Here is a 12,844-nt window from a genome sequence, read left to right on the forward strand (position 1 = left end):
AGATGCCCTACATTAATTTCGTTATTAAATGATGTATCCCTTCATCATATTCCGAATAATTGGTATTCGTAACCCCTCGAATCCCTTAATAATAACAAAATAATGCGAGCTATGCCGATACTTAACAAAGATTAACCCTTAATTCGCCAGGTAAACAGCTTTGTATAATTTCAGATAATCAGTTAAATCGGTGTTTTTAAGAAGGATGTCGTAGTTTGTTTTCGTTATTATAAAGTTTCGGTATTCCAATTCTCCCAGTGGCCCGTAAACATTGCTGTCGCGTACCATCCCTTTCAGGTAATCCATGGCCGAATCTTTTCCCGCGAAGGCAAAAACACGGATGATTAAATGTCCTGAATCGAATGGACGGGACTCAATTTTTAAGTTGCCTGAGGGGTCGGCTGCGCTGTTGTGCGCTTCAATGGCATCAAGCAATTTATCCTGATCAACAGCCTCAGGAACGAGCAGAATGAATTCATGTTCACCTTGTGTATCGGTGTTGAATGCTCCAGCATAAGCCGGTTTTTCTTCAACGGCTTCAACCGTTGTTTCCACTTGAGCTGCCGGTTGTGCCTGGTTGCTGATTGCCTGTCCGCTGATGTAATATTCGCGGAAGAAATCCATATAGTCGTCCACCGTCTTACCTCCCATCACTTTGATCAGGTTTTCGTCGCTGACAATAAAGTTACGATAGCTACGCTCACCCAGGTCGTTAAACAGGCTGCGGTCCGTAATTACCTTCCGGAAATAAGCCATCGCCTGTTTGGCCGAATTCAGTGGACTGACAGCCAATAACTGATATTCACCGAAGGCTTTCGTTGTTACAGTTAGATCCTGGTCCGAAAATTCATCTTTATTGAATTTACTGAACTGGCTGATCATACTTTTCAGGTTGAACTCCGTGTCTTTGACAGCGATGACAAAATTGTGCGGCGCGTCCGGCGTCCGGCTGTATAATTCTTGGCGGGTGTCAGGTTTCACCATCACAAAGCTGCCCCGTTCTTCCAATTGGAGTTCTTCCTCCAGTGCTTTAGCCATCAACTCTTCCGGTTCCGGAAGTTCATCTTCAGGGAAGTCTCCGCCAATGAAACGGCTATAGTTTTTCAGGAAGAACTTGAGGTAATCTTCGGTGTTGTGATCTGCTTTCAATTCCCGGTAATTGTATGTTGAGGTCACAAAGTTCACATAGTCAACACCTGTCAATGTTTTATAAACCTCTCGTTTGCGAATAATGGAACGGAAGTAAATGAGTGCCTGTTCTTTGTTTTGCAGCGAACGAACCGTCAGTAAGGTGGTGTTGGCATTCAGGTATTCTGTTTCAATATCGAAGTCGGTTTTCATGTAATGGTCGATGTTGTAATTGGCAATATCGAACTTCAACCGGTTGATATCAACATCGGCTGAACGATCAAATGCAATCACAAAATAGTGGATCAGTTCCTGGTCGTAGGAGAACTTGCCGTTAAACTCATCCTGAGCTGAAAGATCTTCAGCAAGCAACTCATCGTTGACAATTTCATTATTCAGGTATCCCGAGGCCACCAGCTTTTGGTAGTCGACCAGGGTACTATCAGAAATAAGTTTGCGAATTCGTTCCGCAACCGGTTTCACCGGTGATTTTGGGTAATCGGCCATATATTGATCCAGCAGCTGGCCAAAACGGTTGAAGTCGCTGCTTTCGCCCTGACCAATGGTTTCGATGAAGGCGATTTTCGGAATCAAGGTGCTGTCGGGTTCCATGGTCCTGGCTTGGGCGGCCAGTTGTCCGGCCTGGGCATAACTACCGGTTTGGTATAGGTTGAAAGCCTGCTGGTACAACCGGTTGATGCTGTCTTTGTGAGCTTCCAGTTCGATGAAATAATTCGGATTCACGAGGTATTGCGCATACTTGCTATCCGGATATTGATTGACAATCAGGTTCCGGTAATAATTGGATTTGCTGTCTTTACCGATTTTTGCGTACAAATCCCACAGTTCGAAATAAGTTGACAGTTGGTAAATATTGTTGTCGTAACGGTTCAGCAGTTCCTCGTATTCATCAATAGCCATCTGGTAATTCTGATAGTCAGTTTTGAATATGCGTCCTGCGTTAAACAAGGCATCGCGGATTAGGATGTTCGAAGCCCGCATGGACTCTTCAGTCAGCGGTAGATCCTGCAGGTAATATTCCCGGCTCAATTTGTCATTGATTCGCGGAACTTCGGCAACTTTTTGGGTGGTGTCCTCGGCTGCTTCAGCTAATTCATCAGATGGAAGTTCCGAAATCTGGCTCTTGTTTTTTCGTCTCCAGTTGTCTTCCAGTTTCCGTTTCCCCCAAGTTTGTTCAAATTCGTTTTTTCCGAGCGTCACCGTCGACGGGTTATAAAAGTACCAGCCCGAACCTTGTTTTTGGCTCAGTCCCAATCGCGATTGGTTCATCCGGTAAAAGTTGCGATCCATCTGTTCCTGGTTCTCCTGCTGTTTTCGACGCAGTTCCGCATCACGCTCTTCCTGAATCCAACCGGCAATCTTACTGTTTCGATCTGCATCGCTCATCAAAGCCAGCGTCTGCAAACTATCTTCCCGTTCAATGGTGAGTAAATTGTCGGTGAGCATGGTCAGACTTTGGTGACGATCAGAAATGAAGGCATAGTTCGGGTAATCGTCGTCGATGACCGACATGGCGCTGTCGTAATAAGCCCGTGAATCCCGGTAATTCTCTTCTTCAAAATAGATATCAGCCAGGGTGAGGCAGGAGAGCGCCCGTTGGAAATCGTTCGAAACACTGACTGCAGCTGATTTCCGGTAGTTGTCGACGGCTGAACTTTTGTCGCCGTGGCGGCTGTCGATTTTAGCCAGCGCATAATAGATTTGATCCTGGAACTCGACATTTTTTTCGTCCCGGAGCATCTTGTGCAAGGTCTTTTTCAGCTTTTCAATATCTTCCGATTCGGTGAATACGCCGGCAGCATTAATGCGGGCATTGAAGGCCATGATGTACGACGGATTCAGTTTGGCAACCTCCAGAAATGTTGCGACGGCCAGTTCGTTGTTCCCCGTTTCTTTGTATAACTGGGCCAATATGTATTTGTAGCGGGCCTTCTCTTGTTTTTTGAGCGGTTTGTTCAGGACACTCTTGAGTGCCGGAATGGTTTCTTCGTATTCGTATTGTTTCAAATGAAAATCAGCCATGGCCAACGAAAAGTCCTGATCCAGGTTTTTCGGGAAATCCATGCTGCCATCAATCTCTTTAATCACTTCCTGCGCTTCGGTGTAGCGTTCCTGTTCCGAGTAACAACGGATTAACCAAACTAAAGCTTCGTAGCGGGTTGGCTCTTCGGGGTATTTGCGAATTACATAATTGAAATTCTCCATGGCCTGGGGAAACTTCTTCTGGTAGAAATAGGCAACTCCCATCATGATGTAGCTATCGTCAACCCATACATTGTATTCATCTTTGCTGGCCAGGTTTTTATAGGCAGCAGTCCGGTTTTTTCGCCGCTTTGGCTTTTGCGTAACGGAGTGTATTTTGATGAGTTTCGAGGCTTTCTGAATGGCGTAGTCCATCTCGGAAGAAGCAATGAGTTCCGTTCCGCTCATGCTCGATTTGTAGACCGGAAGAATTTGGGTGAAGTCGTCATCAACCGATTGATCCATGCGCATTAATCCGGATTTGATGCTTTCTTTGCCATTAAAATAAATGTTGTAACGGGAAGTGACATTGTGATACGCACGGGTTACTGCCGTGTTTTTTTCAGTCGAACATCCGGCCAGGACGACGAACGTTAAAAGCAGCAAGAATTTATTTGAAAGAATCTTCTTCAATCCGGATTGTTTTAGCACTTTAGGATAAACTGAATATTGCTGATATTATTGCTTGTTACAGGCTAAAAACCGAATGAATTCCCCACCTTGTTTTCCCTTTGCCACTCGTCTTTTTGCTTGCTTACACAATAATACAAAAATAGGGTGAAAATGCAGGCTTTTTTATGTCCGGTTACGCTCGGGCAGTTCCTGGAATAGCCATCCTTCCCCGGAAGCTATGAACGGGTAATGTTCATTAAACTGTGTCAATTGCTTTTGCAGCGTTCTGCGAATTTAATAATCAACTCTTGCTTAACTTGCCCCCAGTAGGCTGGTTTAGCTGACTGAACAGGCAATGCTTAGATATTGCCCTGTTTTAACGAAGGTGATGCCGGTATTTTCGGAAACAAAAACTCCCGCAACCAACTTATCGCGGGTTGCGGGAGTGCTGTAGTGCTATTTTAAGTTGAAGTGTCCTTATTTGCGGCTTACCTTCACTTTTTTAGTCGGATCTTGTTCGGCATTGCGGCGTTCAACTTCCCGAATGGTATTGGCTGCCAGTTCAAGGAAGGCTTTGCCCATCGGTGAATGCTCGTCTGAAGCAACGGGGGTACCTTCGTCGCCACCTTCGCGGATGCCCTGTACAATGGGGATTTGTCCGAGTAATGGGATTTGCAGTGCTTCGGCTAAATCTTTTCCGCCATCCTGTCCGAAAATGTAGTATTTGTTATCGGGCAGTTCTTCGGGGGTAAACCAAGCCATGTTTTCAACCAAACCTAATACAGGTACATCGACCGATTTACTGCGGAACATGCTCACGCCTTTCACGACGTCGGCCAGCGCCACATCCTGCGGTGTGGTTACGATGATGGCGCCCGTAACCGGAACGGTTTGTACCAGGGTAAGGTGAATGTCGCTGGTACCCGGAGGAAGATCGATGAGCAGGTAATCGAGCTCGTCCCAAAAACCATCTTTGATTAGTTGTTTTAAGGCATTCGAAGCCATCGGGCCGCGCCAAACCAAAGCGTCCTCTTGTGAGACGAAGAAGCCGATCGACAACATCTTCACGCCAAACTGCTCAACCGGGTGAATCATTTCTTTGCCATCGACAACCAATCCTGCCGGACGCTCGCCTTCAACCCCAAACATTTTAGGGATAGACGGACCGTAAATATCGGCATCGATTAAGCCAACTTTAGCGCCTGTTTTGGCTAAAGAGACAGCCAGGTTAACCGAGATGGTTGATTTTCCGACACCACCCTTACCAGATGATACGGCTATAATATTTTTTACTTTGGGCAAAATGGGGCGTTCCATCTGGTGAATTGCTTTTGCCGTGATGTTTCCTCTAATTTCAATATCGGAACCCAGTTCCTGCATCAAAATGTCTTCGCAGGCTTTGATGACCACTGGAATATTCTGATCGTCGGAACGCTGAAAGACCAGTGAAAAAGTGATTTTTTTCCCGGCGAGACGGATTTCCTGAACCATATCCATGCTGACGATATCTTCTTTCGAGCCCGGATAGAGCACCTTGCGTAAGGTGTCGGTTACATTTTTCGGAACAATTATTTTGCGTGGTGCTTCACTCATACTAGTTTATTTTGCGATGTCGCTTATGCGGCAAAATTTATTATCAATTTGCTGCGATTGCTTTTGCAGCTATTTATTCCATTTCCAGTTCTTTCACAGGATCCCAAAACACCTGTTCAAAGTTGACGATCTGGTTGTCTTCGACCCGGATTCCTTCGCTTGCCAAAAGGTCTTCCATGGTTGAGGATCCGCCGAAGTGGTGTTTCCCGGTCAGCAGGCCTTTGGAGTTCACAACCCGGTGTGCAGGAACATAAACTGACTGCGAGCCGGCTTTGTTCATTGCCCACCCCACCATTCGGGCCGATTGTCCGGTACCCAGGTAGCGGGCAATTGCGCCATAGCTGGTTACCCGTCCTTCAGGAATCAGGCGCGCTACCTGGTAAACCATGTCGAAGAAATCACTCATGCCTATTCGCGTGCCGATCTTCCGAAACTTCGGTAAGGATCTTTTTCAATTTCAACGTCGGGCTCGCGCAAAGGCTCGTTATGATTGATTTTGAAAGCCAGGTATTTGATGTCGATTCCACGTTCGCGCCATTGTTTTTCGTAAAAGGTTTGAATGGAAAGAACATCAGTCAGCAGTTCGGATTGGTAAATGTTTTCGATGTTCGAGATGATCTCGAACCCATTTTCCTTCACCATCTCAAGCGTATATTGGTATTGAAAATTACTGTCTGTTTTCAGGTGAATGATACCACCCGGAGCCAGAATTTCCCGGTATTTCTCCATGAAGTTTGTGGCTGTCAACCGGCGGCGGGTGCTTTTCATTTGCGGATCTGGAAAGGTGATCCAGATCTCCTGCACTTCGCCCGCTGCAAAAAACTTGTCGATGATTTCGATGCTTGTTCGCAGAAAGCAAACATTGGAAACCTGATTTTCGATGGCTTTCTTGGCCCCGTTCCACATACGGGAGCCTTTAACGTCGACTCCGATGAAATTATTTTGCGGCAGAAAGCGAGCCAGCGAAACAGCGTATTCGCCTTTACCACAACCCAGCTCAAGAATCAGAGGCTGGTTATTTTTAAAAAAGTCGGTGTTCCATTTGCCTTTCAACTCGTGATCGGCCTGGTCGGGATGCTTCATGGGTGATTGCACCACATTGGTGAAACGCTCCATGTCGGCAAATTTCTTCAGTTTATTCTTTCCCACAACTCGTGTCTAATTTAGTCCCTTTTTTCAATTCGAATGCCAATGTCCCTGATTCCCTTGAGCGTTTCGGATCGCATGCCTTGCTGGATCGAAAACTCGTATTTGCCGGGAAGCGGGAAGTAAATGTTGTCCTTGTAGGTAAATTGGTTGTCAAACAAATCACCGATTCCGCTTCCGGTCCATTTCCCGGAAGGATCGGCCAGCTGAAATTCCAGCGTGTCAGTCAACAAGGTCCCGTCGGGCGATTTGATGTGTACAAAAAGCCAGAGGTTGCTGAATTGATAATCCCCGCTATTGCGAACGTTCAGGTAGAGATTGTGGCTACTTAGGGTATCTTCAAACTCAACAGTGAATACAACCAGCGAGTCTTTGTTCCAGCCGGAAGTGTCGAGCGATTGATACGCTTCGAATTCCTTTTGGCGATCGCAAGCGAGTAATACCGCGAAAAATAGGACGATAATTAACCAGAATTTGAACTTCATGGAAAAATCTAATGTGTTTTTTGTGTTGAAATGTCGGAATTAAGCTTTCGGATTTCTATTTCTACGTCGGTTACCCGATGAACGCCGGCTTCTGTTTGCGTCGCTGCCGGTATTCTCCGTTTTTTCAGCAACATTCTTGTTACCATTACTGCGCTCATTTCGAGGACCACCCGTATGCTCTGGTCTCCTTGGTCCGGAGGTCCGTTTCTTTTTCCGGCTTCTTTTGGGCTGGTCGAAACGGGTAAGACTGTCTTCTGACAACACATCCGCAAACTCTTTTGGTTTGGCGGCAGCTTTCAGCGCTTCAGTTCCGTCAAGCAGCGTTTCGGGGCGGCGACCTTTCTTATTCTGCAGAATAATCTCCTTCACTCGGTCTACGGGTACAGCTTGCGGACCGGTAGCGTTTTGTCCGCTACCGATGTAGTACATGATCCGGTTGAAAATATCTGTTTTAAAGAAGTAGTATTGTCCGGCTTCGGTTTCCAGCGGAATATTGTTTGGCGGGAAATCCCTTTGTGCGTCAATGTATGAATCGACCTCGTAGTTGAGGCAGCATTTCAATTTACCACATTGGCCTGCCAATTTCTGCGGGTTAAGCGATATTTCCTGGTAACGGGCAGCGTTAGTTGTTACCGAAACAAAGTTGCTCATCCAGGTGGCACAGCAAAGTTCGCGTCCGCAAGGTCCAATACCTCCGATACGACCGGCTTCCTGGCGTGCACCGATTTGTTTCATTTCGATCCGGATCCGGAAATTCTCGGCCAACACTCTAATCAGCTGGCGAAAATCAACACGGCCTTCAGCGATGTAATAAAAAATAGCTTTGGTTTTGTCACCCTGGTATTCCACATCACCAATCTTCATGTCCAGCTGTAAGTCGAATGCGAGTTGGCGCGAGCGGATCATGGTCTGGTGCTCCATGCTGATGGCTTCTTTCCACTTTTCGATATCGACCTGCTTGGCCTTGCGATAAATTTTGCGGAAATCACCGTTTATCAGCTTCACCTTGTGCTTCTTCACCTGGTGTTTAACCAATTCACCTGTTAGGCTTACAACACCAATATCGTGACCGGGACTGGCTTCAACAGCAACAATGTCACCGATTTTCAGTTTCAGGTTGTTGCCGTTTCTGAAATATTCTTTGCGGGTATTTTTAAATCGAACCTCAACAATGTTGTCAGCAGTAGCCATATGAACTACATCGCTCAGCCAGTCCCGAACTTCGAGCTTGGAGCAAGTTCCGGCAGAACCTTTGCAACATCCGCGGTTGATTGAATAATTATCTTCCATAGTTGATTTATTAGTTCTGAACGCCTTAGGCAATAATAGATGCCTATGACAAACAGGCTTCAAAAATAATCATAATTGCTGACAAACAAGCCGCAAATTCGATGCTTTGCATTTTATACAGCATGATACTTGTCAGCGTGGGCTGGCCCGGGAATTATTTTCGGATGAGTTTAACGATGCGCAGTGCCATATCGGTGAAAATAATTTTGGGATTGCCATTCATGCTGATGTGTAAGATCGACCGTTCAATCTCTTCGGTAATGGGCATGATGTTCCGTTCGTTAATGAAGGGTGAAAAGCGCGAGGAGAAGGCTTGTTCTTCTTCGTCCATGTATACCAGTTGCGGGTTGTTCAGGTTGTTGATGAAGTTTTCGCGAACCTGCCCCAGGGTGTATTGCAGGAAACTTTTTTGGCGTTCGCGACCAATGTTTGACAGTTCTGTCACCCACGAAAATAAGTCGAGAAACTTACGTCCATAGGTGAGGCGCATGAGTTCTTTAAATTTTTCGAGGTTGTACCGGTCCTGATTTTCCGGATTCAGCAGTTGCAAGGCTTTCCGGTAGTTGCCTCGACTCAGATGGGCAATGCGTGTCGTGTTTTTTCCTTCAGCGTCTGGGAGTTCGTTCAGGCGTTCAACCAACTCATGCTCATCTATAGCCGGAACTTTGGTGAGTTGGCAACGCGAACGAATGGTCGAGATGAGCTGTTCTTCATTCTCGGAAACAAGTATGAAGAGCGTTTTGGATGGCGGTTCCTCAATCATTTTCAGGAGCTTGTTCGAACACGACTGGTGCATTTTTTCAGGCATCCAGATGATCATCACTTTGTATTCCGATTCGTAGGATTTCAAATTCAGCTTCCGGATGATTTCATCACTTTCCTGGGTGTAGATCATGCCCTGAGCGTTATCGGTTCCAATGAAATTAAACCAGTCTTCCTGGCTAAAATAGGCACCGTTGAGAATCATTTTCCGCCATTCTTCAATATAGTCGGTACTAACCGGATCTTTGAATTTGGGCGATTTGACAACCGGATAAACAAAGTGAAGGTCGGGGTGGGCCAGACGCGCATATTTTTTGCACGACGGGCAGCTACCACACGAATCGTCGGCCTGCTTGTTGGTACACGACACATATTGGGCATAAGCCAACGCCAACGCCAGGTTTCCGGATCCCTCGGGCCCGGCATATAGCTGAGCATGACTAATCCGTGATTCGTTGATGGTTTGAATAAACCGCTTCTTGATTGCTGACTGGCCAATAATATCGCGAAAAAACATAGGCTGATTTTAGAGTGCAAGCAAAAATAAGAAAATTAAACAAGGCAAAAGGAAAAACGTAGAAAGGCAAAAAGAAATTGCGGCCCACTGATTGAATCCTTCGTTTGACAAGCGATGACAACTGAGCGATGATCCGTGAAAGCAAAATAGTCACCGGACAAGAGCATATCGGCTGTTTGCTTTCATTACCTCATTATTAATAAATGACCAATTAGAAGATGGAGCCGAAAGCGCAAACTTTTCTTTTTTGTATCTTTGGAGCCGTATCAAAAAGAACCTAAAAATAATCTATTATGCAGACAATTGAATCGTATGATTTCAAAGGCAAAAAGGCGTTAATCCGTGTTGACTTTAACGTTCCTTTGAATGAAAATTTCGAGATCACTGATGATACCCGTATGACTGCTGCGGTACCTACTATTAAAAAAGTAATTGAAGCTGGTGGTTCTCCTATTATCATGTCTCACTTTGGTCGTCCGAAAAACGGTCCGGAAGATAAATTCTCCATGAAACACCTGGTTGCCCATTTGGCCGAATTGTTGGGTGTGGATGTGAAATTGGCTCCTGATTGTGTTGGTGCAGAAGTTAAAGCTTTGGCTGAAGCATTGAAACCGGGTGAAGTATTGTTGCTGGAAAACCTGCGTTTCCACAAAGAAGAAGAAAAAGGTGACGAAGCTTTTGCCGGTCAGTTAGCTGAATTGGGTGACTGCTGGGTAAACGATGCTTTCGGAACAGCTCACCGTGCTCACGCATCAACTGCTGTGATCGCTAAATTCTTCCCAAATGATAAATTGTTCGGTTATTTGGTGAACGACGAAGTGTCGAACCTCGATAAAGTAGTTGCTAACCCTGCACGTCCGATGACTGCAATCATGGGTGGTGCTAAAGTTTCGACTAAAATTACAATCATCGAAAACATGTTGGATACGGTAGACAACCTGATTATCGGTGGTGGTATGATCTTTACTTTCGTGAAAGCTATGGGTGGTAACATCGGTGCTTCATTGTGTGAAGATGATTACCTGGAAATGGCAAAAACGATTATCGCAAAAGCTGAAGCTAAAGGTGTGAACCTGGTGATTGCTGAAGACTGTGTTGCAGCCGATAAATTTGCCAACGACGCAAACACCGAAGTTTGCCTGACTAAAAACATCAAAGATGGTTGGTTAGGTTTGGATGTTGGTCCTAAAACAATCGCTACTTTCAAAGAAGTGATCGGTAACTCAAAAACTGTTCTTTGGAACGGTCCTGCCGGAGTATTCGAAATGGATGCTTTTGCTGCCGGTACTAAAGCGATTGGTGATGCCGTTGTTGAAGCAACTAAAAACGGTGCTTTCACCCTTGTGGGTGGTGGTGATTCTGTTGCTGCTGTTAACAAATTTGGTATTGCTGATCAGGTTTCTTACATCTCTACCGCTGGTGGTGCTATGTTGGAAACATTGGAAGGAAAAGTTCTTCCTGGTATTGCTGCTGTTCGCGGTTAATTCAAACAAACATGACAATCGATATAGAAGGTTCGGGCTTTGGCCCGGACCTTTTTTTGTTTGGGAGGTCGATGTCGTAGCGTAATTGATTTAGACCTTCAGTTAAATAAGCTTACTGTTTGTTAAATACTCCCGGATTTACAGAACAGTGGTTTACCTTTAGTAGAAAAATGTGATGATTAGACCTTTGTTGATCCTGTTGATCTGCGTCTTCTCTTCTATTGAATTGAAGGCGCAAATAGAATCGACCGGAATTCAGAACGACAGCATCAGGATTCCAATTGGCGGGAATTTATTGCCGGTTCACAGTTTAACTATCCCATCGGGTACTGGAGTTGATTTGTCGGCCCAGTTTAGCCTGTTGCCTTCAGCCAGTGTCCAAACATCGTTTTCAATGGCTGATTTGTCAGAGCGCTCAGTCGCTGGTTGGCCCGTTTATCCGGGTTTGGCCGACCTTAAGAATTATGGGGGAACGATAGGGGAATGGTATTATAAGCAGCAATTCGGTTTCGCCTATGGTGTATTTTTAAGCCAGCAATCGGGTTATTCCTTTTCTTCTACTGAGTTGGGAATTGGGACAAGCATCCTGTTGCGATACCGGCTGGCCGAGCAACTTCAGTTCTTGGTGTGGGGGCAGTATTTTACACCATTAGCGGAACGGGATCCTGTACTCAAATTGCCTTTCATGTTCAACCAGTCGAAAGCTGGATCGGCTATACAGTATTCACCAGACGACAAGTCGAAATTTCAAATCGGAGTAGAATATGAGTACGATCCACAGGATAAATCCTGGAAGGCGGAGTCAGGAGGAAAGGTGCAATTTAAGTTTTAGTTTGCGATCCGGTTTGACAGCTGTCTGAGTTTCAATGGAACAAAGACAATAAAGTCAGCGCCCGTTAACCGGAACGCTGATTCATATCTTATTGGCCTATTGACCGGGTGACTTCGAATAAGACAACTGACACAGTTTAATGAACATTACCGAACATTCCCGTGAGTTAAGCGACATTACTCGCAAATCAAATGACAAAACTCGTGAGTTAAACGACAAAACTCGTGAGTTAAACGACATTACTCGTGAATCAAATGACATTACTCGTGAATCAAATGACAAAACTCGTGAGTAAAGCGACATTACTCGCGAGTTAAGTGACAAAACTCGTGAGTTAAGTGACATTACCCGCGAATAAAGTGACAAATCCGGACGTAAAAAAGCTGAAGCGAGAAAGCAAAAAGGAAGCGTTGTATATGAAAAGGTCAAATTCTAGCTATTATACTTTCATAAAGTAAATATTCTGGCCGAAAAATGATAACTTGTAAACAAAAACCATGAATAAGACAGAGAGAGCATTAACGTGTTTTAATCACTTTAACTGTTGTCAGGCCGTTTTAAGTGCCTTTAATGAGGAATTAGGATTGGATGATTCGATGAGTTTGAAGTTGGGTGCCGGATTTGGCGGTGGCATGAATTGCGGTGAGACCTGCGGGGCCGTAACCGGAGCTTACCTGGTTTTGGGAATGGCGCTGGGCGAACCGACCAGCGACGCGGAAGCGAAAGCCCGGACCCGCCAGCACATCTTACATTTCAATGATCAGTTTTGCAAAGAGCAGGGGAGTTTACTCTGTAAGGAATTGCTCGGTGTTAATATTTCGTTGGACGAAGGTCGCCAGTTTGCAACCGAGAATAACCTGTTTGAAATCCGTTGCCCGAACTTTGTAAGCACTTCAGTCGGGATACTGGAAGAACAATTGGCAGGAAAAAAGAAAGGTGTTTAAGTACGAAT

At 45.4% G+C, this 12,844-nt stretch carries 10 protein-coding genes; 3 read left to right on the forward strand and 7 right to left on the reverse strand.

Annotation, left to right across the window (positions count from 1 at the left end):
* Nucleotides 1–138: 138 nt before the first annotated feature.
* From porW to GJV22_RS15755, 7 genes are all read right to left on the reverse strand, one after another.
* Nucleotides 139–3,804: a type IX secretion system periplasmic lipoprotein PorW/SprE gene (gene porW, locus GJV22_RS15725; protein ID WP_163715912.1), complete on the reverse strand. Its 3,666-nt coding sequence runs from the start codon at nucleotides 3,802–3,804 to the stop codon at nucleotides 139–141.
* Nucleotides 3,805–4,260: 456 nt separating this feature from the next.
* Nucleotides 4,261–5,376 carry an Mrp/NBP35 family ATP-binding protein gene (locus GJV22_RS15730; RefSeq protein WP_163715915.1) on the reverse strand — a complete coding sequence of 372 codons (1,116 nt, stop codon included), beginning with the start codon at nucleotides 5,374–5,376 and terminating at the stop codon, nucleotides 4,261–4,263.
* Nucleotides 5,377–5,449: 73 nt separating this feature from the next.
* Nucleotides 5,450–5,782: an MGMT family protein gene (locus GJV22_RS15735; protein WP_163715918.1), complete on the reverse strand. Its 333-nt coding sequence runs from the start codon at nucleotides 5,780–5,782 to the stop codon at nucleotides 5,450–5,452.
* A gap of 2 nt (nucleotides 5,783–5,784) precedes the next feature.
* Nucleotides 5,785–6,525 carry a tRNA (guanosine(46)-N7)-methyltransferase TrmB gene (gene trmB, locus GJV22_RS15740; RefSeq protein ID WP_163715919.1) on the reverse strand — a complete coding sequence of 247 codons (741 nt, stop codon included), beginning with the start codon at nucleotides 6,523–6,525 and terminating at the stop codon, nucleotides 5,785–5,787.
* Nucleotides 6,526–6,539: 14 nt separating this feature from the next.
* Nucleotides 6,540–7,007, reverse strand: coding sequence for a gliding motility lipoprotein GldH (locus tag GJV22_RS15745; protein ID WP_163715923.1), 468 nt, complete (start codon nucleotides 7,005–7,007; stop codon nucleotides 6,540–6,542).
* A 39-nt stretch (nucleotides 7,008–7,046) separates the two neighbouring features.
* A complete protein-coding gene (locus tag GJV22_RS15750) occupies nucleotides 7,047–8,297 on the reverse strand; it encodes a PSP1 domain-containing protein (protein ID WP_163715926.1) in 1,251 nt (416 codons plus the stop codon).
* 154 nt (nucleotides 8,298–8,451) lie between these two features.
* A complete protein-coding gene (locus tag GJV22_RS15755; RefSeq protein ID WP_163715929.1) occupies nucleotides 8,452–9,576 on the reverse strand; it encodes a DNA polymerase III subunit in 1,125 nt (374 codons plus the stop codon).
* A 293-nt stretch (nucleotides 9,577–9,869) separates the two neighbouring features.
* Here GJV22_RS15755 and GJV22_RS15760 point away from each other — a divergent pair, with 293 nt between their 5' ends.
* From GJV22_RS15760 to GJV22_RS15770, 3 genes are all read left to right on the forward strand, one after another.
* Nucleotides 9,870–11,060 (forward strand): phosphoglycerate kinase, encoded by a 1,191-nt coding sequence (locus GJV22_RS15760; RefSeq protein ID WP_163715933.1) that lies wholly within the window; start codon nucleotides 9,870–9,872, stop codon nucleotides 11,058–11,060.
* Nucleotides 11,061–11,235: 175 nt separating this feature from the next.
* The gene (locus GJV22_RS15765) at nucleotides 11,236–11,892 is read left to right on the forward strand and encodes a DUF5017 domain-containing protein (protein ID WP_163715936.1); all 657 of its coding nucleotides are present in this window, start codon (nucleotides 11,236–11,238) and stop codon (nucleotides 11,890–11,892) included.
* 497 nt (nucleotides 11,893–12,389) lie between these two features.
* The gene (locus GJV22_RS15770; RefSeq protein WP_163715938.1) at nucleotides 12,390–12,836 is read left to right on the forward strand and encodes a C-GCAxxG-C-C family protein; all 447 of its coding nucleotides are present in this window, start codon (nucleotides 12,390–12,392) and stop codon (nucleotides 12,834–12,836) included.
* Nucleotides 12,837–12,844: the final 8 nt, after the last annotated feature.

Source organism: Mangrovibacterium lignilyticum, assembly GCF_010882175.1.
Classification (GTDB): Bacteria; Bacteroidota; Bacteroidia; order Bacteroidales; family Prolixibacteraceae; genus Mangrovibacterium; species Mangrovibacterium lignilyticum.

Bases quoted from the DNA above. Each gene is read 5' to 3' on its own strand.
- GJV22_RS15730 (WP_163715915.1), bottom strand. From the start codon at position 5,376: ATGAGTGAAGCACCACGCAAAATAATTGTTCCGAAAAATGTAACCGAC.
- GJV22_RS15735 (WP_163715918.1), bottom strand. From the start codon at position 5,782: ATGAGTGATTTCTTCGACATGGTTTACCAGGTAGCGCGCCTGATTCCT.
- GJV22_RS15745 (WP_163715923.1), bottom strand. From the start codon at position 7,007: ATGAAGTTCAAATTCTGGTTAATTATCGTCCTATTTTTCGCGGTATTA.
- GJV22_RS15750 (WP_163715926.1), bottom strand. From the start codon at position 8,297: ATGGAAGATAATTATTCAATCAACCGCGGATGTTGCAAAGGTTCTGCC.
- GJV22_RS15755 (WP_163715929.1), bottom strand. From the start codon at position 9,576: ATGTTTTTTCGCGATATTATTGGCCAGTCAGCAATCAAGAAGCGGTTT.
- GJV22_RS15760 (WP_163715933.1), top strand. From the start codon at position 9,870: ATGCAGACAATTGAATCGTATGATTTCAAAGGCAAAAAGGCGTTAATC.
- GJV22_RS15765 (WP_163715936.1), top strand. From the start codon at position 11,236: ATGATTAGACCTTTGTTGATCCTGTTGATCTGCGTCTTCTCTTCTATT.
- GJV22_RS15770 (WP_163715938.1), top strand. From the start codon at position 12,390: ATGAATAAGACAGAGAGAGCATTAACGTGTTTTAATCACTTTAACTGT.